General features: G+C 66.1%; 21 protein-coding genes and 1 pseudogene. 13 read left to right on the forward strand and 9 right to left on the reverse strand.

Going from position 1 to position 23,435, the window contains the following annotated elements:
* The first annotated feature begins 16 nt into the window (after nt 1-16).
* A complete protein-coding gene (locus ACO06X_RS11385; protein ID WP_421836396.1) occupies nt 17-871 on the forward strand; it encodes a helix-turn-helix domain-containing protein in 855 nt (284 codons plus the stop codon).
* Between the two features lie 80 nt (nt 872-951).
* On the opposite strand, the gene ctrA is transcribed toward ACO06X_RS11385, so the two are convergent.
* Nucleotides 952-1,653, reverse strand: coding sequence for a response regulator transcription factor CtrA (gene ctrA, locus ACO06X_RS11390; RefSeq protein ID WP_421836397.1), 702 nt, complete (start codon nt 1,651-1,653; stop codon nt 952-954).
* A 263-nt stretch (nt 1,654-1,916) separates the two neighbouring features.
* Nucleotides 1,917-2,975: a tetratricopeptide repeat protein gene (locus ACO06X_RS11395; RefSeq protein ID WP_421836398.1), complete on the reverse strand. Its 1,059-nt coding sequence runs from the start codon at nt 2,973-2,975 to the stop codon at nt 1,917-1,919.
* A gap of 115 nt (nt 2,976-3,090) precedes the next feature.
* Between ACO06X_RS11395 and ACO06X_RS11400 the strand changes: the two are divergent.
* Together ACO06X_RS11400 and ACO06X_RS11405 are read left to right on the forward strand one after the other, a co-directional pair.
* Nucleotides 3,091-3,558, forward strand: a pseudogene (locus ACO06X_RS11400) (oxidoreductase); the annotation flags it as partial.
* Nucleotides 3,557-4,000 carry a hypothetical protein gene (locus ACO06X_RS11405; protein WP_421836399.1) on the forward strand — a complete coding sequence of 148 codons (444 nt, stop codon included), beginning with the start codon at nt 3,557-3,559 and terminating at the stop codon, nt 3,998-4,000. The pseudogene ACO06X_RS11400 and the gene ACO06X_RS11405, both read left to right, overlap by 2 nt.
* Here the strand turns inward: ACO06X_RS11405 and rpoN are convergent.
* On the reverse strand, nt 3,997-5,556 hold the full coding sequence (gene rpoN / locus ACO06X_RS11410) for an RNA polymerase factor sigma-54 (protein ID WP_421836400.1): 1,560 nt from the start codon (nt 5,554-5,556) through the stop codon (nt 3,997-3,999). The two genes, ACO06X_RS11405 and rpoN, sit on opposite strands and share 4 nt — an antisense overlap.
* Before the next feature lie 44 nt (nt 5,557-5,600).
* Nucleotides 5,601-6,368 carry an LPS export ABC transporter ATP-binding protein gene (lptB, locus tag ACO06X_RS11415; RefSeq protein ID WP_421836401.1) on the reverse strand — a complete coding sequence of 256 codons (768 nt, stop codon included), beginning with the start codon at nt 6,366-6,368 and terminating at the stop codon, nt 5,601-5,603.
* A gap of 230 nt (nt 6,369-6,598) precedes the next feature.
* On the opposite strand from lptB, the gene ACO06X_RS11420 reads away from it, so the two are divergent.
* Together ACO06X_RS11420 and ACO06X_RS11425 are read left to right on the forward strand one after the other, a co-directional pair.
* Complete coding sequence (locus ACO06X_RS11420) at nt 6,599-6,937, forward strand: hypothetical protein (RefSeq protein WP_421836402.1); 339 nt, start codon at nt 6,599-6,601, stop codon at nt 6,935-6,937.
* Nucleotides 6,938-7,042: 105 nt separating this feature from the next.
* The gene (locus tag ACO06X_RS11425; protein ID WP_421836403.1) at nt 7,043-8,389 is read left to right on the forward strand and encodes a TldD/PmbA family protein; all 1,347 of its coding nucleotides are present in this window, start codon (nt 7,043-7,045) and stop codon (nt 8,387-8,389) included.
* 113 nt (nt 8,390-8,502) lie between these two features.
* Here the strand turns inward: ACO06X_RS11425 and ppa are convergent, their stop codons facing one another.
* The 3 genes from ppa to ACO06X_RS11440 form a co-directional block, all read right to left on the reverse strand.
* A complete protein-coding gene (gene ppa / locus ACO06X_RS11430) occupies nt 8,503-9,036 on the reverse strand; it encodes an inorganic diphosphatase (protein WP_421836404.1) in 534 nt (177 codons plus the stop codon).
* 105 nt (nt 9,037-9,141) lie between these two features.
* Nucleotides 9,142-9,828: a DUF1345 domain-containing protein gene (locus tag ACO06X_RS11435; RefSeq protein WP_421836405.1), complete on the reverse strand. Its 687-nt coding sequence runs from the start codon at nt 9,826-9,828 to the stop codon at nt 9,142-9,144.
* A 1-nt stretch (nt 9,829) separates the two neighbouring features.
* Nucleotides 9,830-11,836 (reverse strand): M61 family metallopeptidase, encoded by a 2,007-nt coding sequence (locus ACO06X_RS11440; protein ID WP_421836406.1) that lies wholly within the window; start codon nt 11,834-11,836, stop codon nt 9,830-9,832.
* A gap of 106 nt (nt 11,837-11,942) precedes the next feature.
* Between ACO06X_RS11440 and hisS the strand changes: the two genes are divergently transcribed.
* The 8 genes from hisS (at nt 11,943) to ACO06X_RS11480 (ending at nt 20,604) form a co-directional block, all read left to right on the forward strand.
* Nucleotides 11,943-13,226, forward strand: coding sequence for a histidine--tRNA ligase (gene hisS, locus ACO06X_RS11445; RefSeq protein WP_421836407.1), 1,284 nt, complete (start codon nt 11,943-11,945; stop codon nt 13,224-13,226).
* Nucleotides 13,223-14,293 carry a peptide chain release factor 1 gene (gene prfA, locus ACO06X_RS11450; protein ID WP_421836408.1) on the forward strand — a complete coding sequence of 357 codons (1,071 nt, stop codon included), beginning with the start codon at nt 13,223-13,225 and terminating at the stop codon, nt 14,291-14,293. The genes hisS and prfA overlap by 4 nt, the downstream gene beginning before the upstream one ends.
* Nucleotides 14,294-14,298: 5 nt before the next feature.
* On the forward strand, nt 14,299-15,129 hold the full coding sequence (gene prmC / locus ACO06X_RS11455; RefSeq protein WP_421836409.1) for a peptide chain release factor N(5)-glutamine methyltransferase: 831 nt from the start codon (nt 14,299-14,301) through the stop codon (nt 15,127-15,129).
* Nucleotides 15,130-15,426: 297 nt separating this feature from the next.
* Nucleotides 15,427-16,353, forward strand: a complete 927-nt coding sequence (locus ACO06X_RS11460; protein WP_421836410.1) for a DUF4167 domain-containing protein — start codon at nt 15,427-15,429, stop codon at nt 16,351-16,353.
* Between the two features lie 70 nt (nt 16,354-16,423).
* Nucleotides 16,424-17,968: an apolipoprotein N-acyltransferase gene (lnt, locus tag ACO06X_RS11465; RefSeq protein WP_421836411.1), complete on the forward strand. Its 1,545-nt coding sequence runs from the start codon at nt 16,424-16,426 to the stop codon at nt 17,966-17,968.
* A gap of 44 nt (nt 17,969-18,012) precedes the next feature.
* The gene (metK, locus tag ACO06X_RS11470) at nt 18,013-19,218 is read left to right on the forward strand and encodes a methionine adenosyltransferase (RefSeq protein ID WP_421836412.1); all 1,206 of its coding nucleotides are present in this window, start codon (nt 18,013-18,015) and stop codon (nt 19,216-19,218) included.
* Nucleotides 19,219-19,402: 184 nt separating this feature from the next.
* Nucleotides 19,403-20,056: a hypothetical protein gene (locus ACO06X_RS11475; protein ID WP_421836413.1), complete on the forward strand. Its 654-nt coding sequence runs from the start codon at nt 19,403-19,405 to the stop codon at nt 20,054-20,056.
* Entirely contained in the window at nt 20,056-20,604 is a 549-nt protein-coding gene (locus ACO06X_RS11480; protein WP_421836414.1) for a hypothetical protein, read from the forward strand. The genes ACO06X_RS11475 and ACO06X_RS11480 overlap by 1 nt, the downstream gene beginning before the upstream one ends.
* Before the next feature lie 51 nt (nt 20,605-20,655).
* On the opposite strand, the gene ACO06X_RS11485 is transcribed toward ACO06X_RS11480, so the two are convergent.
* Together ACO06X_RS11485 and ACO06X_RS11490 are read right to left on the reverse strand one after the other, a co-directional pair.
* Nucleotides 20,656-21,957: an acyl-CoA dehydrogenase family protein gene (locus ACO06X_RS11485; protein WP_421836415.1), complete on the reverse strand. Its 1,302-nt coding sequence runs from the start codon at nt 21,955-21,957 to the stop codon at nt 20,656-20,658.
* The gene (locus ACO06X_RS11490; protein ID WP_421836416.1) at nt 21,954-23,315 is read right to left on the reverse strand and encodes a phosphotransferase family protein; all 1,362 of its coding nucleotides are present in this window, start codon (nt 23,313-23,315) and stop codon (nt 21,954-21,956) included. The genes ACO06X_RS11485 and ACO06X_RS11490 overlap by 4 nt, the downstream gene beginning before the upstream one ends.
* Nucleotides 23,316-23,435 lie beyond the last annotated feature (120 nt).

Consider the following 23,435-nt stretch of genomic DNA (forward strand, 5'->3'; position numbering starts at 1 on the left):
TGGTCACTCAAAAACCATGTCGGCCATGGAACCCCTGAGCGGTGCCCCCGCGTTTGGGCAAAGTTCGCTTGCGGACAAGCTGAGCGCGCGCGAGCTTGAAGTGCTGCGGCTGCTGGCCGAGGGGCACACGATCAAATCGATCGCCGTGAAGCTCGACCGGACCGAAGCCTCGATCAACGAACGGCTGCGCGATGCCCGCCGCAAAACCGGGGTGGGCAGCAGCCGCGAACTGGCGCGGCAGCTGGGGGCCCAGAAAATCTGGGACAGAAATCCTGATCTGGCAATGACATCCGCCGGGGCGGAGGGATCGGTCCAGCCCGCAAGCCGCGGGCTGTCAGGACCGAAAGGAAAGATTGCCATGCTCATCGCCATGCCACTCATCGCCGCAGGATCGCTGCTGATGGCAGCGGACGCGCCGTTCAACGCGGCCCGTCCGCAGGCTGCCCCGGCGGCCGCAGGCGCCGCGCACATCTCGCCGCTGATCGGCCGCTGGGCGCTCGATGTGGCCCGCGTGCCCGCCGAAGAACGTCCACGCAGCGTCACCATCAGCTTCAGCGTGGCACCAGATCAGCGCTGGACCACTGCGGTCGAGATCGTGAACCCCGATGGCGGCACGTTGCATGCCGAATCCACTGCCGCGCTCGATGCCGCGCCTGTGCCGGTGACCGGAAACATGGGCTTCATCGACAGCGGCTCACTGCGCCAGCCCGCGCCGGGAACACTGGTGATGACGCTGGGCAAGGACGGCGCACCGGTTTCGACGCGGGTCTATACCGTATCGCGTGATCGTCGCTCGATGACCGAGACGATCATCTGGGCCGGTACGGCCATGCCCAAGCTGGAAACCAACACTTTCCACCGGGTCGGCTGAGTCCTCAAACGCAAGCGGCCCGTCATTGCTGACGGGCCGCTGCGCACGGGAGGTCGATCTCCGGGGGGATTTTTGGCCGATCAGGCCGCTTCGACTTCCAGCTTTTCATCCGGATCGCGCAGCACATAGCCGCGGCCCCAGACGGTTTCGATGTAGTTTTCACCATCGCAGGCATGGGCGAGCTTCTTGCGCAGCTTGCAGATGAACACGTCGATGATCTTGAGTTCCGGCTCGTCCATCCCGCCATAGAGATGGTTGAGGAACATTTCCTTGGTCAGCGTGGTGCCCTTGCGCAGCGAAAGCAGCTCGAGCATCGCGTATTCCTTGCCCGTCAGGTGGACACGGGCGCTGTCGACCTCGACCGTCTTGGCATCGAGATTGACCGAAAGCTTGCCGGTGCGGATGACCGACTGCGAGTGGCCCTTCGAGCGGCGCACCACGGCGTGGATGCGGGCGATGAGTTCTTCGCGGTGGAACGGCTTGGTGACATAATCGTCGGCACCGAAGCCGAAGCTGCGGACCTTGGAGTCCATCTCGGCAATGCCGGAGAGGATCAGCACCGGCGTCTGCACCTTGGCGACGCGCAGCTTCTTGAGCACGTCGTACCCGTGCATGTCGGGCAAGTTGAGGTCGAGCAGGATGATGTCGTAATCATACAGCTTGCCGAGATCGAGGCCTTCTTCCCCGAGGTCGGTTGCATAGACATTGAAACCTTCGGTCGTGGGCATCAGCTCAATCGCCTTGGCCGTGGTCGGCTCGTCCTCGATCAGCAGCACGCGCATGGATCAGCCCCTTATTGCCATTCCCCGATGGCTCAGGCCCCTAACCGAGGGCCTTCACCGTCATTAACCATATGACCAATGAACATGAAAGGTTAATTTATCGTAAGCGCCATGGCCGGTACCGTTCGCGTTACGGAAATCTGAACATGCCCGGTAGCTTGGTAAAATCTCATTTTCTGTCAATAGTTAAGTGCCCTGATAAGGGTCTTTTCCCGTGTCGGTGCGCGTAGCGTCGGGCGAAACCTTTTTTAAGAAGTGACGCCTTATCGGGCAGGAGCCGCGCCCGGCACACCGATCGCGACCGCCGCCTCGCGCAGCTTGCGGGTGGCGCCCAGATCGTTGCGGAAGGCCGCAAGGCCCCCTTCAAACGCCTTTGCGGCCTTGCCCGGTTCGCCCAGTTGCATGCGGCTGCGCATCAGCATGATCCAGCCATCGGCATTGCCCGGGTTCTTCGCAAGCTTTGCCTCCAGCCCATCGACCATGCCGCGGATCATCGCTTCCTGCTGGCCCTTGGGCAGCGTGGAAGCTGCCTTTATCTCGGCCGACGACGGCCCCGGAATGGCGCCCGAAGCGACCGCCGCACCATTGGTAGCCATGCCGCCGGCGGGCGCGGCAAACTGGGCGGCAGCGAGGCGCTCCTCGTAGGGGATCTTGTAGCGGTCCCCCACGTTCTTGATCACCGCTCGGATATCTTCGGCATAGGGCGCGTCGGCAGGCGTATCCTTGAGCAGCGCGAACCAGGCGTCGATCGCCTTGCGGTGCTGCCCGCCCAGATCCATCGCCACGGCGCGGAAATAGCGCGCCCGCGCATCCTTGGGATCGAGCTTGAGCGCCTTTCTGAAGGCGGCCTGCGCATCAGCGGGGATCTTGCCCTCGGTCTTGCTGGCAAGGACCAGCGATTCGCCGAGGAACGAATAGGTCTCTGCGTGCGTGGAATCGAGCTTGGTTGCTTCCTTGAGCGCGGTCGCCGCTTCGGCATAGCGCTGCGTCTGGAAGTAGGACCAACCGAGCATGCGCCAGCCTTCGGCATCGTCGGGCTTGGCCTTGAGCCGCGCTTCCAGCCGGGTGATCACATCATCGACCGATGGGGCCTGGCTTTCGGTGGGGGCAGGCGGCAGGGCAATGATCTCGGCATCGCGCTGGCCGCGCCAGACGGCAACGCCGCCTGCCGTGAGCGCGACGACCGCCGCCAGCACGAGGACGACGCGGCCGCCGCGGCCCGATGAAGTGCTGGGAGGGGAAGCGGAAGCGGAAGCGGAAGCGGGGGAAGCCGGGGACGCGCGGGCGGGTTCTGGGGTCGGCGTAGGTTCGGCCTCGGTCATCACATGCTCCCTTGTGCGCCGAAGTCGACGCTGCCCCTCGTGCCGGGCATATCCTCTGCCACCCGCACCATGCAAGCGGTGCAGCGGCAGCGCGCCGCACGCGGGGGCGGAACGGATGGCAACGGCGAGCCGGGCGGCACAACTGGGCCTGCCGCACGTACTGCTCGAAAAGAGCGACCACCTTTCAGATACGATCTACAACTACCAGAAGGGCAAGCACCTGATGGCGACGCCGTCACAGCTCGTGCTGCGCTCCGATCAGGAATTCGATGCGGGCAAGCGCGAGGATATCCTTGGTCGCTGGAACCGGCGGACCGAGGAACTGGACGTCAACGTCAAGTACAACGCCGAGGTCAGATCGATCCGCGGCACCGGCTCCGCCATCAAGGGCTCGGTCCAGAAGATCGCGACCCGTGCGCGCGATTGTTCAACCACGATGACCGAACTGCAGCGCCACGCCCCGCCCTATGCGATCACGCTGGCGAGCGGTGAAGTGGTCATGGCCCAAGCGGTCGTGCTGGCCATCGGCACGCAGGGCAACCCGAACCTGATGCGCTGCCCGGGTGGCGGCCTATGCCACCTTGCCGCGCGCACTTTCGGCCAACCGCTATGACGCGCAAGGCGCGATTACCGAGAGGCAGATGGTGGAAGCGTTGCGCTCGCTAGACCGCCAGCTCCACGAAGCCGCGCAGCCGCTCGATCCCCGCCAAGCCCGCATCCGCGCGATCGATGGCGAGCGGCTGCTGATCGAATCGATCGGCGCGCAGCCGTTCACCGTGAACGGCCGCTCTGCCACTTCGAGCGAACTGGATGTGGCGACGGGCGCCGAACTCGGCTTTGGCGGCCACCGCATCACCCTCGCGCGTGAGGCGGAGAGCGGCCTGCCCCTCGACCGCGCCGCAAGTCGCGCTCGACCTCAGTCCGATCGACCCCGACCATCCCGACCATCGCCTGCTCATCGTGGCCGATCCGCCTGCCTTTGCGCTGCACTGGTGGAACGGGCCCGCGCAAGCCGAACAGACTAGCGCACGCCCGCCAGTGCCTTCTGCCGGCGGCGCTGCACCGAGCTCCCCAACCCGATCGCCTCGCGGTATTTGGCGACTGTCCGCCGGGCGAGATCGAAGCCGCGCGCCTTGAGGAGATCGACAAGGGTGTCGTCGGACAGGACCGCCTTGGGGTCTTCCGCATCGATCAACTGGCGGATCGCAGCTTTGACCGATTCTGCCGAGACCGTGCCATCGCCATCCGAGGACGCCACGCCCGAGGTGAAGAAGTATTTCAGCTCGAAAGTGCCGCGCGCGCAGTGGAGGTACTTGTTGGACGTCACGCGGCTCACGGTCGATTCGTGCATCGAGATCGCTTCGGCCACGGTGCGCAGGGTTAGCGGCTTGAGGTGCGCAACGCCCATGCGGAAGAAGCCTTCCTGCTGCTTCACGATTTCCGCGGCGACCTTGAGGATCGTCTTCTGCCGCTGATCGAGCGCCTTGAGCAACCAGTTGGCATCGGCCAGCCGCTCGCCCAGCCACGCCTTGGCATCCTTGCCCACGCAGGCATGCCGCATTTCCACATAATATCGCCGATTGACCACCAGGCGCGGCAGGGTCGCGGGATTGAGCGCGATGTCCCAGCCCTCGATGTGACTTTGGCCTGCACCGTCATCGCCGATCACCGCTTGCACGAGGATATCGGGCACGACCGCCTCGGCCGGGCGGCTGCCAAAGCGCAGGCCCGGCTTGGGATCATAGCTGCGCAGTTCGCGCAGCATGTCCGAAAAGTCCTCGTCATCGACCTGGCAGAGCCGCTTCAATCGCGCGATCTCGCCGCGTGCGAGCAGATCGAGATTGTCGATCAGCCGCGCCATGCAGGGATCGTAGCGATCCGCCTCGCGCGCTTGCAGCGCGATGCATTCGCCAAGATTGCGCGCGCCCACACCGGTGGGGTCGAGCGAATGGACCAGGGCCAGCGCCGCCTGCACCGCCGTCTGCGGCAGGCCAAGCGCCTCGCGCGCGTCTTCGAGGGTGGTGGTAAGGTATCCCGCCTCGTCGATCTGATCGATCAGCCAGCGCGCGGCAAACAGCAACGCCGGGTCCGACGTGACCGCGCCGATCTGCGCATGGAGATGCTCGGCCAGCGTTTCGCTTGTCCCGCCGCGCTCGTTGATGTCGGGTGCTTCGCCGCCCGCGCCGCTACTACCGAAATCGCCGAGGCTATCGGTGAAATCGCTCTTTGCGCCCCCACCCTGATCACCGTCACCGGTATCGCGGTCGCGGTCGAGTGCGGCGGTGTCGATATCGAGCGGCCGGTCATCCGCCGCGCGCCCTTCGCTGACCAGCTGATCCACTGGAGAGGATTCAAGTGTCGTGCGCCGCAGCGCGTCCGGCTCGCCCTCGAACCCGGGTTCGCTGCCGCCTTCAGGCCCGCTTTCGCCCAGTTCGAGCAGCGGGTTCGAATCCATCGCCTCCCCGATGAAGGTCTCGATCTCGAGGTTCGACAGCGCCAGCAGCTTGATCGCCTGCTGAAGCTGCGGGGTCATGACCAGTGACTGGCTCTGGCGGAGGTCGAGCCGCGGACCCAGCGCCATCGCCGCCTATCCTCCCGGTCTCGGCAGCATCACACCCCGAAATGTCATAGGGTGAAGCCTTCGCCCAGATAGAGCCGGCGCACGTTGGGATCGGCCACCAGCGCTTCGGGGCTGCCGGCGAACAGCACCTGCCCGCCATAGATGATGCAGGCGCGGTCCACGATATCGAGCGTCTCGCGCACGTTGTGATCGGTGATCAGCACGCCGATGCCGCGATTCTTGAGATCGATCACGAGGTGGCGAATGTCGCTGATCGAAAGCGGATCGATGCCCGCGAACGGTTCATCGAGCAGGATGATCGACGGATTCGCCGCCAGCGCGCGGGCAATTTCGCAGCGGCGCCGCTCACCGCCCGAGAGCGCCATGGCAGGCGAGGTGCGCAGGCGGGTGAGGCCGAACTCGTCGAGCAGCCGGTCGAGCTCTGCCGCACGGGTGGTCTTGTCGGGCTCGACCAGTTCGAGCACGGTCATGATGTTCTGCTCGACCGTCATGCCCCGGAAAATCGAGGTTTCCTGCGGCAGATAGCCCAGCCCGAGGATCGCGCGGCGATACATGGGAAGGCGGGTGATATCGACGCCATCAAGCAGGATACGCCCCGAATCCGGCCGCACCAGACCCATGATCGAATAGAAGCAGGTGGTCTTGCCCGCACCGTTCGGGCCAAGCAGCCCCAGCACTTCGCCCTTGCCCACCGATAGCGAGATATCGGTCAGCACCGCGCGCTTGTCATAGCTCTTGGCGATCGAGACAACTTCCAGCCCGCCCTGGGCGAGGGTTGCCTGGTTGGTCGCAGTGGCGGGCGTCTCATCCATACTCGAGTTGGTCCATAGCCCGGTCCGCGGCGCGGGCAAAGCCCGTCTGCGCGCCTTTGGCAGGATTTATGCATGTCTCGCCGCGAGATGCATCAGGATAGACCCCGGTAATATTGCAGTGCTTGAAACATCCCCGAAGTCGTGGTCTACTCCGTTTTGAGAGGCAGAAAACGGGGGCACAACCGATGCGCAAGGGAATTGCTGCGGATCTGGGACGCGAAGGCACAGCCATGCACGGCCACGCACTCGATTGGCGCAAACGGATGAGCGACACTGTCGCGTACAGCCTGCTCGTCTACACCAGCCTCCAGATCTTCGTGACCTTGCGCACGCTGGAAGGCGAAGGCGGATCGATGCTGCCGATGATGGCGCTGGTCGTGCTGGTCGCCGGGATCATCCCGATGTTCCGCCATTTCGAGCGCCGCTGGGAAAAGCTGAGCGACGCCGAAGCCGCCGATCCGGCGCTGCAGGCCAGCTTCCGCCGGGATCAGCTCGCCACCTGGGCCGTCGCGATCGGGCTGCCGTTTCTGCTGGCTGCGGTGTTCCGGGCGCTCGTCTCCATCTTCTGAAGATCCGGCATGATTGCCGGAAGCGCTGCAGCGGGCTAGATCGCCGCGCAATGGCTCCCCATATCGGAGCCTGCCGCACATCCGATTGAAAGGCCCGATCCCGCGATGCTGACCCCCCAAGAGGCGCAGGAGCGCTGCCACGCGCTGATCGAGCGTGCTCTGAAAGCCGGCGCTGAAGCCGGCGATGCCGTCTACAGCGCGGACTCCAACGAAGGTGTTTCAGTCCGGCTTGGCGCACTTGAGGATATCGAGCGATCCGAATCCGAACATATCGGCCTGCGTGTGTTCGTCGGTGGCGCTTCTGCATCGATCGGCTCGACCGACCTCGGTGACAGCGCGCTCGACGAACTGGCCAGCCGCGCCGTCGACATGGCCCGCGCCGCACCGGCGGACAAGTTCGCCGGCCTTGCACCCGAAGAGCTGCTGCTGCGCACCGGCGTGGCCGATCTCGATCTCGTCGATGCCGACGAACCCGATCCGCAAACGCTGCGGCGCTGGGCCGAAGAAGCCGAGGATGCCGCGCGTGCCGTCCCCGGCGTCACCAACAGCGAGGGCGGCACTGCCAGCGCAGGGCGCGGCGTCGTCGCGCTGGCCACCAGCCACGGCTTTGGCGGAGCCTATGCCGCGACCAGCCATGGACGCTCGGCCAGCGTGCTCGCCGGGACGGACAGCGGCATGCAGCGCGATTATTCGTGGCGCAGCGCGCGCCACGCCGCCGATCTGCCTTCGCCCGCCGAGATCGGGCGCGAGGCGGGAGAGCGCACCGTTGCGCGCGTCAATCCGGGCCGGGTCAAGAGCGGCTCTTATCCGATCGTGTTCGATCCGCGGGTCGGCAGTTCGCTGGTCGGCCATCTGCTTGGCGCAATGTCGGGCTCGGCCATCGCGCGCCGCGCCAGTTTCCTGCTCGACAAGGACGGCGCGCAGATCTTCGATTCCGCGATCACCATCAGCGAAAATCCGCATCGCCGGCGCGGGCCTCGTTCGCGCCCGTTCGATGGCGAAGGCCTGCCGACGGCTGCGCGCAACCTGGTCGAGAAGGGCCGCCTGACCGGCTGGCTGATGGATTCCGCCGCTGCACGCCAACTCGGCGCGGCGCCCACCGGCCACGCCTCGCGCGGGGGATCGGGTGCGCCGCATGTCACGGCGGGCAATCTCGTGCTGCAGCCGGGATCCGTGAACCGCGATGCACTGATGGCCGATATTGCCGACGGGATCTATGTGACCGAGCTGATCGGCCACGGCGTCAACGGCGTGACTGGCGACTACAGCCGCGGCGCTTCGGGCTATCGCATCGTGAACGGCGAAATTGCCGGGCCGGTTGCCGAGTTCACTGTGGCGGGCAACCTGATCGACATGTTCGCGCGGCTTGTTGCAGCGGACGATCTTGAAACCTGGCGCGGCATCGATGTGCCGACTCTGCGGATCGACGGGCTCAGCGTCGCGGGGGACTGACCCCGTACTGTTTCATAAAGCTCTGCTCATGCTGAGCTTGTCGAAGCATGCTGACGCAGCGTTTGCGGCAGCACCCTTCGACAGGCTCAGGGTGAGCGGGATTGGGAAGGAACTTACTTCGCGGCCTTGGCGCGCTCGATCGCCTCGATCGTGATGCGCTTGGCATCCTCGGCGCCGCCCCACTTGCCGACGCGGACCCACTTTTCCTTTTCGAGGTCCTTGTAGTGGGTAAAGAAGTGCTCGATCTGCTGGAGCACGATCTCGGGCAGGTCGCTCTGCTCGGCGACGTCGCGGTAGTAGGGGAAGGTCTTGTCGTCGGGCACGCAGATGAGCTTCTCGTCGCCGCCATGCTCGTCCTCGAGGTTGAGCACCGCGATCGGCCGTACGCGCACCACCGAGCCGGGCACGAAGGGAGAGCGCGCGATCACCAGCGCGTCAAGCGGATCGCCGTCGGGCGAAAGCGTGTGCGGCACGAAGCCATAGTTCGCCGGATAGCGCATCGGGGTGTGCAGGATGCGATCAACGAACAGCGCGCCCGAAGCCTTGTCGAACTCGTACTTCACCGGCTCGCCGCCGACCGGCACTTCGATGATCACGTTGAGCGTCTCGGGCGGATTTTCGCCGGTAGGGATCATGTCGATGCGCATGGGATGCCTTCGCTGGGCCGGAGTGGCGTTGAAAACGTAACGGGGCTCTAGCGCCGCGCGTTGTGCGCCGCAACATGAACGTGAGGGGGCGCGCGATATCGCGCTTCAGATTCCGCCGATCCCGTTGATCGTGAAAGCGATGACCCCGATGTTGAAGATGAAGGCGGCAAAGGCGTGCGCGGTGACGACGCGGCGAATCGAGCGCGACGAAATCTCGACGTCCGAGGTCTGGAAGGTCATGCCAAGCGTGAGCGAGAAGTAGGCGAAATCGAGGTAATCGGGTTGCCCATCGCCCGGAAACGTCAGCCCGCCCGCATCCTCGCCAGGCGCGGGACCAGTGCGGTAATATTCGTGCGCGTAATGCAGCGCGTAGACCACGTTGGCAAAGAGCCAGGTCAGCAGCAGCGTGATGATGAGGCGCAGCAGCGCACCCGGTTCGCCATGCTTGGCAGCGGGCAATTCACCAGCGATCGCGGCCATGACGACCAGCGTGATCAGCGTGCTGACGGCGAGCACGATCGTGCGGTTGGCATCGTTTTCTTCCGAATGCCGCCGCATTGTCGCCATGTCGCATTCGCGCAGCAGCGGGATCAACGAGAGAAGAAAGCCAACGACCGCCAGATCGAAGCCGACGACCAGCGCATCGGCCAGATCGGCGTAGCCCGTCATCCAGCCGCGAGCGGCGGCCCCTGCAACCAGCAGGACGAGAAACAGCACGAAACGCAGCGGGGCAAAGCGCTGGCCGAACCGCAGTCTGGCCCGGTCAGCGCTGGTGCCGCCACTGCTGTCCACGCTACTTCGCGGCCGGCTTCTTGGCTGCCGGCTTTGCGGCCGGCGCGCGCGGAGCCAGCAGCTTGTCGAGCCCGGTCGGCGCGGTGCCCGGTGCGGCGCGCTCAAGCCAGGGCCAGCGCAGCCCGTCGTGATACTGCACCTGGACCGTGCGCACGACATCGTCGCGCTTGACGATCAGTTCGATCGGAGCAGCCGTGCCCTTGGCAGCGGTGATCGCAGCCTTGATCGATTCCTGATCATAGGTCTTGCCGTTTACCGAGAGGATCTGCATCCCCGTGACGATCCCGGCGCGGAACGCCGGGCTATCCCAGCGGCTTCCAGTCACCTTGCCGTCGTTATCGATCGCAAGGCCGATGGAATGGTTGAGCGAGATGTACTTGGCCGCCGCCATCCGTGCCTTGTCGTAAGGATTGGGCTCGACCTTCCACGCCAGCTTGTAGCCGCCGCGCTCGATCCCGCCGAGCGGCGCAGGCTGGCCCGGCGTCTGGATGCGGGTCTTGAAGAAGCCCGCCCAATCGTAGGGATAGAGTCCGTTCAACGTCTTCACCACGTCGTCGAGTTCGTAGGTCAGCACGCCCCAGTCGCCGTTGTTGACGCCGAAGAAGGCCTTCGCGAAATCGTCGATACCTTTCTTGCCCGCAGTGCCCTCGCGCAGGATCGCCTCGGTCTCCAGCCAGACCAGAGCGCCTTCGGTGTAGTATTCCTCGTTCCGCGCGAGCGAGGAAAACGGCTTGGGCTTGCGGCTCGCCATGATCGGATCGTGCGTGGTGTCCTCGACCGATCGCCATTCGCGGCCCGGATACTGGGTGAATGACCCCGCATAGTTGGCGAGTTGGCCCAGCACCTGCTCCTTGCTCTGCACGCCCGAACGCGCGGCAAGCACGAGACCCCAGAACTGCGTCTGCCCTTCATAGACCCACAGCAGGTTGTCCTGCATCGGCGCGCGGTAGTCCGGCGTCCACAGCTTGGCCGGACGGCGATACTTGCCGTCCCACGAATGCGAAAACTCGTGCGGGATCACATTGCGGTCCCAGTCGCCCGCTGCCCAGTCGATCAGCGTGCGCGGCTCGTACTGGTTCTCGCTCGACCGGTGATGCTCGAGGCCGATCCCGCCCATGCGGTCGGTCATCGCCAGCAGGAAATCGTAGTGATCGAAGTGCTTGGCGCCAAACGCCAGCATCGCCTCGTCCACCATGTTGCGATAGACCTGCAGGTTCTCCGGCGCGATCTTGAGAAGCTCGGGCTTGTCGGCCACCAGATCGAACCAGACCCCCTGCCCAAGATCGTGGCGGGCGGCGTAGAGCCCGGCAAAGATCGGCGAATCGACCAGTGTTTCGTAGTCGGTCACGCCCCAGGTCACCACGTTGTTATTGGCGGCCTTGCCATCGAGCGCGGTGAAGACCTGCCAGCCCGCCGGGATCGTGACGGTCGGCTGCACCTTGATCTGCCGCACGTAGTACCCGGCAGGATAGAGGCTCATCTTCTCCCACTGCAGATTGAGCATCTCGCGCGTCATGGTGACGCGGCCTTCGCTTTCGCGCAGCGGCGAGGTGTGGATGAACTTCGCGGTCACTTCGCCCGCGCCGGCCGGCACATCGACATGGAAGGCGAAAACGTCGACCGGATCGCGGGTCCAGGTCAGCAACCGGCCACCAGCGTAGAAGCGCACGTCGACAAGCTCGGCGATCGTGCCCTTGGGCCCGTGGTTGCCGGGCAGCCACTTGGGATAGAGCAGCGTGAGCTTCGACTGGCCGGCAGGCACCGGAATCGTCTCGGTCACGCGGTAGGCGCCGGTCGTGGTGTCGCTGGCATCGATCGCCAGCTGGATCGTGCCGGGATAGGGCTTGTCCTCGGCATCCGGGATCGTTTCGACAATCGGCACCGCCATCGGACGGGTGTTCGTCGGCGGCTGAACCTGCGCCCAGACCGGGGCGGCGGTGGCGAGGAGAGCTGCGGCGAAAGTCAGCAGGGCGGCAGGGCGCAAAGCGCGCATCGAGGTCGTGATCATCGGCGCTTCATGGCGCGAAGCTTGCGCGACTGCAACCGGGCCCGACCAATGGGCAGCCTGCGCCCCTTTCCCCCTGACCACATTCCCGCTAATCGCGCGCACTGACATGAGCAGCAACAAGAACACATCCGCCCCGAAACCGGCAACCGCGACGCCGCAGGCGATCCGCGGCACGCAGGACATCTTCGGCCCCGACGCCGAGGCTTTCGCCTTCGTGGTCGAGACCTTCGAACGCGTGCGCCGGCTCTACCGCTTCCGCCGCGCCGAGATGCCGGTGTTCGAAAAGACCACCGTTTTTAGTCGCAGCCTGGGCGAGACGACCGATGTCGTCTCCAAGGAAATGTACAGCTTCGAGGACCGCGGCGGCGAATCGCTGACGCTGCGCCCCGAATTCACCGCCGGAATCGCGCGCGCCTACCTCACCAACGGCTGGCAGCAGCACGCGCCGCTCAAGCTGGCGACGCACGGGCCGCTGTTTCGCTACGAGCGCCCGCAGAAGGGCCGCTACCGCCAGTTCCACCAGATCGACGCCGAAATCATCGGTGCGGCGGAACCGCAGGCGGATGTCGAACTGCTGGTTATGGCGGATCAGATCCTGCGCGAACTGGGCATATCGGACGGCGTCACGCTCCAGCTCAACACGCTGGGCGATGCCCCGAGCCGCGAGGCATGGCGGGCGGCGCTGGTGGAGTACTTCCGCGCGCACAAGGCCGAGCTTTCGGAAGATTCGCAGGAGCGCCTCGAGAAGAACCCGCTGCGCATCCTCGACAGCAAGGACCCGCGCGACAAGGTGTTCACTGCCGATGCGCCGATGATCGACGCGTTCCTCTCGGCCGAAGCGCAGGAGTTCTTCGGCAAGGTGACAGCGGGGCTGGATGCAGCTGGCGTGGCGTGGACGCGCGCGCCAACGCTGGTGCGCGGCCTCGATTACTACCGCCACACCGCGTTCGAATTCGTCACCGACCGTCTCGGCGCGCAGGGCACCGTGCTCGGCGGCGGGCGTTATGACGGCCTGATCGAAGCGCTCGGCGGGCCGCATACGCCTGCGGTCGGCTGGGCAGCGGGGATCGAGCGGCTGGCGATGCTGGTGGGGGACAGGGCAGAGGCTGGGCCAGACGTGGCTGTCGTCGCTGAAAACGAAGCGCGCGAGATCGAGGCGCTGGCGCTCGTTGCCGCCCTGCGGCGCGCCGGTCTGGCGGCGGAGCTTATTGCCACCGGCAGCCCGCGCAAGCGGTTCGATCGCGCCAAGAAGCTGAACCCGGCTGCACTGGTGTCGCTCGACGTGCGCGATGGGACTCCCTCGAAGTCGTTCCGCGCTACGGAGGAGGGCTCGACCGTCGCTGCAAAGGCAGGCGAAGTCTACGACGCGTTCTTCGCGGAGCTGCGGTGAGCGTCTCCGACACCCGCCTTGCCCAGATCGCCGCCCGTTTCGCTGAGCTCGAAGCGCGGCTGGCTTCGGGCACATTGGAAGGCCCTGCCTTCGTCACGGCGAGCCGCGACTATGCCGAGCTTGAGCCCGTCGCCCGCGCCGCTGCGCATGTCAGCACGATGCGCGGCGAGTTGGCCGCGCTCAGCGCGAGCACCGATCCCGATCCCGAAATGCGCGCGCTGGCCGAAGAGGAAATCGCCCACCTCCGCACCGAGCTGCCCGAGGCCGAGCGCGCGCTCGCCATCGCGATGTTGCCGCGCGACAGTGCCGACAGCCGCCCCGCCATGCTCGAAATCCGCGCCGGCACCGGGGGCGACGAGGCCGCGCTGTTCGCCGCCGACCTCTACCGGATGTACGAGCGTTTCGCCGCCGAACAGGGCTGGCGGGTCGAGATGGTCTCCGCCAATGCCAACGAACTGGGCGGGTTCAAGGAAGTCGTCGCCAACGTCGCGGGCACCGGCGTGTTCGCCAAGCTCAAGTATGAAAGCGGCGTCCACCGCGTGCAGCGCGTGCCCGTGACGGAAAGCGGCGGGCGCATCCACACCAGCGCGGCGACGGTGGCCGTGCTGCCCGAGCCGGACGAAGTCGACGTGCAAATCGAGCCGGGTGACATCAAGATCGACATCTACCGCGCCAGCGGGGCGGGCGGCCAGCATGTCAACACCACCGATTCGGCGGTGCGGCTGACGCACTTGCCCACCGGCCTTGTCGTGATCCAGCAGGACCAGCGCAGCCAGCACAAGAACAAGGACAAGGCGATGCAGGTGCTGCGCACGCGCCTCTATGACCTGCGCCGCGCCGAGGCGCACGGGGCGGAAGCCGAAGCGCGCAAGGCGATGGTGGGTTCGGGCGACCGCTCCGAACGCATTCGCACCTACAATTTCCCGCAGGGCCGGGTGACCGATCACCGCATCAACCTGACCCTGCACCGCCTGCCCGAAATCCTCGAAGGCCCGGGCCTGGGCGAACTGATCGACGCGCTCGCCGCCGAGGATCAGGTCAAGCGCCTCGCGGCCCTCGATGCCTGAGGCGCATGCCTGACGTTCGCTCGGCGCTGCGCGATGCCGCCGCGCGGCTCGCCGCGACCAGCGATACCGCGCGGCTCGATGCCGAGCTCCTCATGGCCCATGCGCTCGGTGTAAGCCGCACCGAACTGCTGCTGCGGCACCTCCATTGCGGACCTCCAGCGAACTTCACGTCCATTCTGGACCGCCGTCTGCGCCACGAGCCGATTGCCTATATCCTTGGCACGCAACCGTTCCATGGCCTCGAACTTGAGGTCAGCCCCGCGGTGCTGATCCCGCGCGGCGACAGCGAGGCCGTGGTCGAAGTTGCCCGCCTCCTGCGCGAGGGACGCCCGCCGGCGCGCATTCTCGATCTGGGTACCGGTTCGGGTGCGCTGCTGCTTGCGGCCCTGTCGCTCTGGCCCGAGGCGCAGGGGATCGGGGTGGAACGCTCCGCCGCCGCGCGCGAAATCGCCGCCCGCAACGCCGCGCGCAACGACCTCGCCGGACGCGCGCAGATCGTTGCGGGCGACTGGACCCAGCCCGGTTGGACCGCAGGCCTCGACAGGTTCGACCTCGTCCTCGCCAATCCGCCTTATGTGGAAACAGACGCCGAGCTTGAACCTTCGGTGCGCGACCATGAACCGGCCGAGGCGCTGTTTGCAGGGCCGCTGGGCCTGGATGACTACCGCCTGCTGATCCCCGCCTTGCCAGGCATGCTGGCGCCCGGCGGCACCGCCTTGTTCGAGATCGGCGCGACGCAGGGCGAAGCCGTCGCGGCACTGGCGCACGACGCCGGGCTCACCGCCACAGTCCACCCGGACCTTGCTGGGCGGCCCCGCTGCGTCGAAATGACGTAAATTGGGCAAACATTTCGCTTGGCAAGGTGGCGGCGCGTCACTAATCAGAGCCGCAGGCAGGGCGACGGATGAAGGCTTCCCGTCCCGGCTTACTCCACCATTTGCATCGATGGCCGGCAAGGCAGGCCGGCAGCGCGCAAATGCTGGGAACCACGAACATACCATATCGTGGTTGAATATGCGCGGCGGCGGGGCTGGCCGGACCGGACCCACGAGTTGCGCCACGTCTGGCCCAGGTTGAACACAACGTTTAACTTGCCTGGGTCAAGGTTGCACCGAAACAGGAAAGTGCCTGACTTGAACAACAATCGTGGTAACAACCGCCGGCGCGGTCGCGGGAACAACAACCGCCCGCAGGGTGGCGGTCAGCAACTCAACCGGATCGATAGCCGCGCGCGGGGCAATGCCCCCCAGATGCTCGAAAAGTATCGCAAGCTGGCGCAGGACGCACATCTGAATGGCGACCGCGTTCAGGCTGAATACTACCTGCAGTTCGCGGATCACTATTTCCGCGTCATCGCCGACAGCCGCCCGCGCACCGACGATCAGCGCCAGCGCCCCAACGGTGAGCGCTGGAACGAAGGCGAAGGCGAAGACGACGGCACCGACTTCTCGATGGACAACGATTTCCCCGCGTTCGACCGCCCGCAAGTCCGGCGCGAGGAGAACCGGGAACCGCGCGAGCCTCGTGAGAATCGCGAGCCCCGCGAAAACCGCGAAAACCGCGAGCCGCGCGATAACCGGGAACCCCGCGAAAACCGCGAACCGCGCGAAAATCGCGAACCCCGCGATAACCGCGATAACCGCGAGCCACGTGAACCGCGCGAGAATCGGGACCAGCGTGAAAACCGTGAGCCGCGCGAGAACCAGCGCCCTCGTTTCGAGCCGGAGGCCGTGCCCGAAGCAATGGTCCGCGCCGATGAAGGCGAGCCGATCGGCGATGCCGCGGAAAATCCCTTCGTGCGCGAAAGCCGTTCGCAGCGCGGCCTGCGCCCCCGCACCGACCGCCGCCCCCGCCGCGAGGCCGAGGAAGCACCAGTCGCTGCGCTTGATCCGCTGAGCCTGCCGCCTGCCATCGGCGTTCGCGCTTCGGCTGAGCCGGTCGAGGAAGCACCTGCAACGGGATCGGTACCTGCAGCCGAAGCGCTTGCTGCCGAGGCTCCGGCGCCCAAGCGCCGTGGTCGCCCGCGCAAGAATCCGCTGCCGGAAGCCGCAGAAGGCTGATCGCGGCCAGTCGCAGCGCCTGAACGGGCCTGAGCGGGGTCGCCGCGTGGAAAGATCGGCAAGACGCTTGATGCCGCTCGCGCTGATCGGCGCAGGTGCCTTGGCCGCGACCGGTTTTCAGCCGCTCGCGCTGTGGCCCTTCACGCTGGCCGCGCTGGCGTTTCTGATCGTCCGGATCGAGCGCGCGCGCTCGGCCCGCCGCGCGGCGCTGGCAGGCTGGCTGTTCGGGCTCGGCTACTTCACGCTCGGCAACAACTGGATCGCAACCGCCTTCACCTATCAGGCGGCGATGCCCGCGTGGCTGGGATGGATCGCGGTCGTTCTGCTGGCAGTCTACCTCGCGATCTACCCCGCGCTCGCCGCCTTCCTGGCGGCCTGGCTTGCGCGGCGGTGGCAGGCTGCGTTGCTCCCAGCGTTTGCAGGGTTCTGGATCATCACCGAATATCTGCGCGCCACCCTGTTCACCGGGTTTGCGTGGAACCCGCTCGCCATGGCCGCGCTGGGCGGTTTCAGCCGACCCGGTCTTGCCGCCATCGCGCCGTGGACGGGGACATACGCCCTCTCCGGCCTGATCGTGCTGCTAGCCGGATTCTGGCTGCTGGCCTGGCGCACGGCAACCGCAGGGCGCCTCCATGCCGCAGCCATGATGGCCGCAGTTCCCGCCGCGCTGATGCTGCTGCCATTGCATGGCCATGGCGGCGAGGGCCACCTCGGCTACACCCTCGTCCAGCCAAACATCGGGCAGGACACGATCAACGATCCGCGCCTGTACGAAGGCCAGTTCCAGAGTATCGCGCGCCTTTCACTGCCGCGTACACCGGGCTCCACGCGGATCGTACTGTGGCCCGAAGGCGGCCTGCCCGATTATCTGCGGCCCGGCTATCCGCAGTTTTTCTATGATGCCACGACCTATGCGGCGGACCCGGCGATGGCCCGCGCCCGCATCGGCCGGGTGATCGGCCCGGGCAGCCTGCTGCTGACCGGCGCGACCGATCTCGTGGTGCAAGGGGGCGATGTGACCGCCGCGCGCAATGTCGTCACCGTGCTCGGGTCCGACGGCGCGATCCGGGGCAGCTATGCCAAGGCGCATCTCGTGCCCTATGGCGAATATCTGCCCATGCGCACGTGGCTTGCCCCGCTCGGCCTTTCGCGGCTGGTTTCGGGCAGCCTTGATTTCCTGCCCGGACCCGGCCCGCGCACGCTGGAAATGGGCGTGCATGGCAAGGCCGGCCTCCAGATCTGCTACGAGATCGTGTTCTCCGGCGAAGTGGCCGACCGCGCGCACCGGCCTGACTATATCTTCAACCCTTCGAACGACGGCTGGTTCGGCGCGTGGGGCCCACCGCAGCATCTGGCGCAGGCGCGGATGCGCGCGATCGAGGAAGGGCTGCCCGTACTGCGCGCCACGACGACCGGAATCAGCGCGGTGATCGATGCCGATGGCGTGGTCCGCCAATTCGTGCCCCGCCTTACCGCCGGGCGGCTCGACGGGCTGGTGCCGCCCGCTCACGCCCCCACGCTTTTTGCCCGGCTTGGCAACCGGCTCGCCCTCGCATGGGCGCTGGTATTGCTGGGCGCTGCGCTCGTGGTTGCAAGGCGGCGCAGAGGACGCTAGGGAAGCGACATAAAGGATTCTTTATATCACATAGGAACCCCCCAATGCGCACCGACTACCTGTTCACGTCCGAAAGCGTTTCCGAAGGCCACCCGGACAAGGTCGCCGACCAGATCAGCGACGGCATCGTGGACCTGTTCCTTTCGAAGGACCCCGAGGCGCGCATCGCCTGCGAGACGCTGACGACGACGCAGCTCGTGGTGCTGGCCGGTGAAATCCGCTGCAAGGGCGTCTACGAAGACGGCGCATGGGCGCCGGGCGCGCAGGAAGAGATCGAGGCGACCGTTCGCGAGACCGTGAAGCGGATCGGCTATGAGCAGGACGGCTTCCACTGGGAGAAGTTCGAGTTCATCAACCGGCTGCACGGCCAGTCGGCGCATATCGCGCAGGGCGTCGATGCGGCCGACAACAAGGACGAGGGCGCGGGCGACCAGGGCATCATGTTCGGCTATGCGACCGACGAGACGCCCGATCTCATGCCGGCGACGCTTTACTACAGCCACAAGATCCTCGAGCGCATGGCCGCCGACCGCCATTCGGGCGCCGCGCCGTTCCTCGAGCCTGATGCCAAGAGCCAGGTCACGCTGCGCTACGAAGGTTCGCTCCCCGTCGCCGCCACCGCCGTCGTCGTCTCCACCCAGCACGCGCCGGGCTATGACGAGGGCGACAAGGAAACCGAACTCCACGATTACGTGAAGCGCGTGATCGCCGAAGTGATCCCGCCGGTGCTGCTGCGCGAAACCAAGTACTACATCAACCCGACAGGCTCGTTCGAGATCGGCGGCCCAGATGGCGACGCGGGCCTCACCGGCCGCAAGATCATCGTCGATACCTACGGCGGTGCTTCCCCGCACGGCGGCGGCGCGTTCTCGGGCAAGGACCCGACCAAGGTTGACCGCTCGGCTGCCTATATCACGCGCTACCTCGCCAAGAACGTGGTCGCTGCGGGCCTTGCCACGCGCTGCACGATCCAGATCGCCTATGCCATCGGCGTTTCGGAGCCGCTCTCGCTCTATGTCGATACGCATGACACCGGTACGGTGGGCGACAACCTGATCGAACAGGCCATCCTCGGCAACGCCAAGCTCGGCGGCCTGACCCCGCGCGCGATTCGCACCCACCTCGGCCTCAACAAGCCGATCTACCAGCCGACCGCCGCCTATGGCCACTTCGGCCGCAAGGCGGATGGCGACTTCTTCCCCTGGGAGCGCCTCGATCTGGTGGATGATCTCAAGGCGGCGTTCGCCTGAACCGGTAGCCTGCCACTGGCACGCAGATCGGCCTGAATGAAAGCGCTCCGAAGTATTGCTTCGGAGCGCTTTTCTTTTGTGCTGCACAGGATTGACCCGGCTGGGCGCCGACTGCGGTCTTGTTGACGGATCGATGCGGTGCAGGCAGGTTCGTGGCCGCGTGTCTGATTAGGGAGGCGGCGCCATGACCGAACCGATGAAGGGGTCGATACCTGTAAGCGTCGGTCTCGCGTCCTACCTCAGGATTCCCATTCCCGGCACCAGCGGCCTTGCCATCGAGCTCGATGCGCGCGGGTTCAAGGGCAATTCGACCTGCAGCCTGTTCTTTCACGACAAGACGGGCAAGCGGACCCTGCGGCTTGACTATGGGTATAACAAGAACACGAAATCGGTGAATTACCACTGGAACCAGAAGGGTACGGCAGAAGCCCTGCCATTCCAGATCAAGAACCATGACCTAGCCGGCCGGAGCGGGGCCTTTCTCTACAAGGGCGCGAAGTATTTCAAATACCTCGGCCGCAGCCTGCTCGTCGTCGGCCTTGCCACTGATGGATACTCGATCGTGGTTGCCGACAAGCCTATGCGGCGATCTACCGCAGTTGTCAGCGCATGGGCGTCGGCCTGGGTGGGCTGCCGGGCGGTGGGCGCACTGGGGGCCGGCGCGGGTACGCTGGTCGGGCCGGAGGGCACTGCCATCGGCGGCGTCGGCGGCTGCATCGTTGGTGGGTACGCGGGGTACAAGGCGGGCGAGCAGGCAGGCGAGGTCGTCTTCGATTGGGCCGAGGACACCGTTTTCCGGCAGATCCCGACAAGTCCGACCCCGTTCGGCCATCATTGATGACCCTGCGGATCGAGCTCTCGACCGCTGAACCGGGCCCCTGTTCGCTCTGGCCGGGAGACCTCCCGGAAGATGGCCCTGCACGAACGCTGATGGTCACCTGGACCGTCGACCCGGAGCCCGCAGACGCGGGCGTTCCGGAGCCACTCCAGACGCTGCTGGCCACCTGGCTCGCCGGGCAGGGTCAGGTGGCCTTTCCCGTCCGTCTGGGCCTGCTGGGCCATGTCGAATGGACGGTGGCGACCACGCCCGGCGCAGCGGCTGCCCTGTTCGATATTGCCGATTTCCCTTGGTGGACCGGCACCCAGGCAGCGCTGATTGCAGGCGAGGCCCCGGACCCGGGCCTGCTGACGAGGGCCATGACGAAACGCCTGATGGGTGACGCCTGGGTTACTGCGACGGACATGGGCGGATGCCACGCCGTGGTGAGGGCCGGGATCGACGGCGATGCAGTATGCATGGCCTTCACTGATAGGGCGGCGCGGGCCACGGCAGCAGCAGAGCTCGCTGACCTTGCCGCGCGAGCCGGAATACCCTGCGCCGGGTAACGCCGGTCCGGCCGCGCCAGAAGCACCGCCGGACCAGCAGCAGGGATGCGCTTACCCGAACATGCCCTTCCTCGGCCCGAGGTAACCGAACAGGTACGCGCCGACCTTGCGCATCTGGATTTCCTCCGCGCCTTCGGTGATGCGGTAGCGGCGGTGGTGGCGATAGATGTGCTCGAACGGCTTGTGGCGCGAATAGCCGATGCCGCCATGGACCTGCATCGCGCGGTCCGCCGCTTCGCAGACCAGCCGGTTCGCCCAGTAATTGCACATCGAGACCTTGTCGGAGAGCTCGCGTTCGATGCGCTTGTGGCCGCCTTCTTCGGCTTCGAGCCGGTCCATCTCCCATGCGGTCTTGCGGATGAGGAGGCGCAGCATTTCACACTGGGTGGCAAGCTCCACCAACGGGAACTGAATTGCCTGATTGCGCGCCAGCTCCTCTCCGAAGGGCTTGCGCTCCCGCGCATAGCGCACCGATTCCTCGATGCAGAACGTGGCTGCGCCGAGCGAGGAGGCCGCCTGCCGGATGCGGTTCTGGTGGACAAAGCTCTGCGCGATGGCGAGGCCGCCGCCCTCCGGTCCGAGCATCGCGGATTCCGGCACCCAAACATTGGTGAGCGAGAGCCGCGGGTGGTCCGTCGGCATGTTGAAGGTCCACATGTACTCCTCGATCACCAGCCCCGGCGAGGGATTGGGCACGAGGAGGCAGGTGATCCCGCGCGCGTTCCCGGGCTCGCCTTCGGTCCGCGCAAAGACCGCGCAGTGGCTGGCGATGTGCATGCCGGTGATCCACATCTTCTCGCCATCGATCCGCCAGCCGGGGACTCCGTCGCGCGTCTCGCGCACGGCGCGGGTTTCCATGTGCGTCGCATCAGACCCATGGCGCGCTTCGGTGAGGCCGAAGGACACGCGGCGGGTGCGCGCAAAGCCGCCGAGGATGAATTCCTCCTGCTGTTCGGGCGTGCCGAAATGCTCGAACATGTTCACGAACGGGAAGTTCCCTACGATCGAATGCTCGTTCTGCAGATCGTTGTGGAGTCCGAGGCCCTTCTGCGTGAAGTGATCGCGGATCACCGCCATCCAGAGGTTCTTGCCATCCTTGCCGCCATACTTCTTGGGCGCGGAAAAACGCCAGTGCCCGGCGGCATCGGCGCGGCGGGTGGCCTCGATCAGCAAGGCTTCCCATTCGTGGCGCGGCAGGCCCTGATCCTCGAAATTGGTACGCGCCCATTCGCGGCGGTGGTCGAAGAAGCGGATGTTGTCGTCCGCCTGTTCGAGCGGCTTGATCTCGGCATCGATGAAGGCGTCGAGTTCGGCGAGGTAGTCGACGAGCTCCTGCGGCAGATCGAAGTTCATGTCGTGCTCTCCCAGATGCGGCGCGCTTCACTGAGCGCAGGGTATTTCGGCATATCGGCGGCCAGCGTATCGAGGGCGCGGCGGCGCAGGGTCGCGAGCAAGCCGGGCTCGGCCAGCGTGGTGCGCCCGGCGAGAATGGCTTCGCACAAGGCCCTGTCGTGCGGACTGGGCCGACCGGCGAGTTCGCGGCGGACAATGCCGAGCGCGTTCTGCGCAACGGCCAGTTCGAAGCGCTCGCGCCCGGCGGCCATATGCGGCTTGACCGTAGCGGCGAGCCATTCCGAGATGGCCGTGAGGATTTCGGCGGCGCTCGGCTCACCCTCGTTGGCGGGCGGCGAAGACGGCGCGGGCGGCAAGGGCCGTGCGCGTTCCGCCTCGGGCGCTTCGGCTTCCAGCAGGAGCAGAAGATCGAGGTCCTGTTCCGCCGCCCGCCGCGCCACGACGACGCGCTCGAGCGAGCGGTCTGCGCCGCTGCGCCAACCCTTGCCCATCGAAAGCGCTGAAAGCGCCCACCACACCGTGCGATAAACCAGCCAGAAGCGGAAACGGGCGGGGTCGAACCTGGTGCCACCAGCAGCTTCGTAGGCGCGGGCAAGGTCCTCGATCTGGCCGAGGCCGAAGCCGCGTTTGTCCAGACGGCCAAAGCGCCAGACGGTCATGCAGCCGAAAGCAAGATCCTCGTGGACATCGCCAAGGTGCGCGAGTTCCCAATCGAGCACGGCAGACAAACGCCCGCCTTCGACCATGATATTGCCAATGCGCAGATCGCCGTGGAGCACCGCGAGCGGTGCCGGCGGCGGCAGGTTGGCGCGCAGCCACGCAAGGCCCAGCGCGATGGGCGGACGGTCGCCGCCGGCATCTTCGAATTGCGCGGCGAGCGCTTCGACCCCGGCGGCGGGTTCGAGCACCGGGAGGAATGGCAGCGCGGCAGGATCGAGTGCATGGACCCCGGCCATCGCGGCCGCGATCTCGTCCAGCAGGGCAGGCGGCGAGGACAGCGCGTTTTCGGGATCGGGTGAGCCGGGCACGCAGCGCATGATGAAGCCGAGCCCAAGATCGTCTTCGGGGGCAAGTTCGGCGACCACTTCGGGAGCGGGCACGCCGCCCGCACGCGCGCAGCGGATCACGGCGGCTTCCTTGGCCATATCAAGCAGGCGATTGGCAACCCATTCAGCCGAGGGCGCGCGGCGCAGCACGAAGGCTTCACCGCCGATCTCGAAACGCCAGCTCTGCATGTTGGCACCGCCGGATAGCCGGAGCAGGCCGGTGACCATGCCGCGCCAGCCGGCGCGCGTCATCACCTGCTCAAGGCCTTCAGCCAGCCCATCGGCCAAGCCCTGCTGCGCGTCCGCCGCCATCCGCTCCTCTCGCCCCTCTTCATCGGGCTATTCGCTTTGCTGTTGTTCGCGCCACTATCATTAATCGCGCGATTAATGTCCAGTGTCCGGTTCGGCTCCAGCTGGCGATACGGCAGGCCG

It is taken from the genome of Novosphingobium sp., assembly GCF_965229225.1.
In the GTDB taxonomy this organism is placed as follows: Bacteria; Pseudomonadota; Alphaproteobacteria; order Sphingomonadales; family Sphingomonadaceae; genus Novosphingobium.

What these genes read in the sequence shown, in the direction of transcription:
- ACO06X_RS11385 (WP_421836396.1), top strand. Translation starts at nt 17, where the DNA reads ATGTCGGCCATGGAACCCCTGAGCGGTGCCCCCGCGTTTGGGCAAAGT.
- ctrA (WP_421836397.1), bottom strand. Translation starts at nt 1,653, where the DNA reads ATGCGCGTGCTGCTGATCGAGGACGAGCCGACCACGGCCAAGGCGATT.
- ACO06X_RS11395 (WP_421836398.1), bottom strand. Translation starts at nt 2,975, where the DNA reads ATGACCGAGGCCGAACCTACGCCGACCCCAGAACCCGCCCGCGCGTCC.
- rpoN (WP_421836400.1), bottom strand. Translation starts at nt 5,556, where the DNA reads ATGGCGCTGGGTCCGCGGCTCGACCTCCGCCAGAGCCAGTCACTGGTC.
- lptB (WP_421836401.1), bottom strand. Translation starts at nt 6,368, where the DNA reads ATGGATGAGACGCCCGCCACTGCGACCAACCAGGCAACCCTCGCCCAG.
- ACO06X_RS11420 (WP_421836402.1), top strand. Translation starts at nt 6,599, where the DNA reads ATGCACGGCCACGCACTCGATTGGCGCAAACGGATGAGCGACACTGTC.
- ACO06X_RS11425 (WP_421836403.1), top strand. Translation starts at nt 7,043, where the DNA reads ATGCTGACCCCCCAAGAGGCGCAGGAGCGCTGCCACGCGCTGATCGAG.
- ppa (WP_421836404.1), bottom strand. Translation starts at nt 9,036, where the DNA reads ATGCGCATCGACATGATCCCTACCGGCGAAAATCCGCCCGAGACGCTC.
- ACO06X_RS11440 (WP_421836406.1), bottom strand. Translation starts at nt 11,836, where the DNA reads ATGATCACGACCTCGATGCGCGCTTTGCGCCCTGCCGCCCTGCTGACT.
- hisS (WP_421836407.1), top strand. Translation starts at nt 11,943, where the DNA reads ATGAGCAGCAACAAGAACACATCCGCCCCGAAACCGGCAACCGCGACG.
- prmC (WP_421836409.1), top strand. Translation starts at nt 14,299, where the DNA reads ATGCCTGACGTTCGCTCGGCGCTGCGCGATGCCGCCGCGCGGCTCGCC.
- lnt (WP_421836411.1), top strand. Translation starts at nt 16,424, where the DNA reads ATGCCGCTCGCGCTGATCGGCGCAGGTGCCTTGGCCGCGACCGGTTTT.
- metK (WP_421836412.1), top strand. Translation starts at nt 18,013, where the DNA reads ATGCGCACCGACTACCTGTTCACGTCCGAAAGCGTTTCCGAAGGCCAC.
- ACO06X_RS11475 (WP_421836413.1), top strand. Translation starts at nt 19,403, where the DNA reads ATGACCGAACCGATGAAGGGGTCGATACCTGTAAGCGTCGGTCTCGCG.
- ACO06X_RS11480 (WP_421836414.1), top strand. Translation starts at nt 20,056, where the DNA reads ATGACCCTGCGGATCGAGCTCTCGACCGCTGAACCGGGCCCCTGTTCG.
- ACO06X_RS11485 (WP_421836415.1), bottom strand. Translation starts at nt 21,957, where the DNA reads ATGAACTTCGATCTGCCGCAGGAGCTCGTCGACTACCTCGCCGAACTC.
- ACO06X_RS11490 (WP_421836416.1), bottom strand. Translation starts at nt 23,315, where the DNA reads ATGGCGGCGGACGCGCAGCAGGGCTTGGCCGATGGGCTGGCTGAAGGC.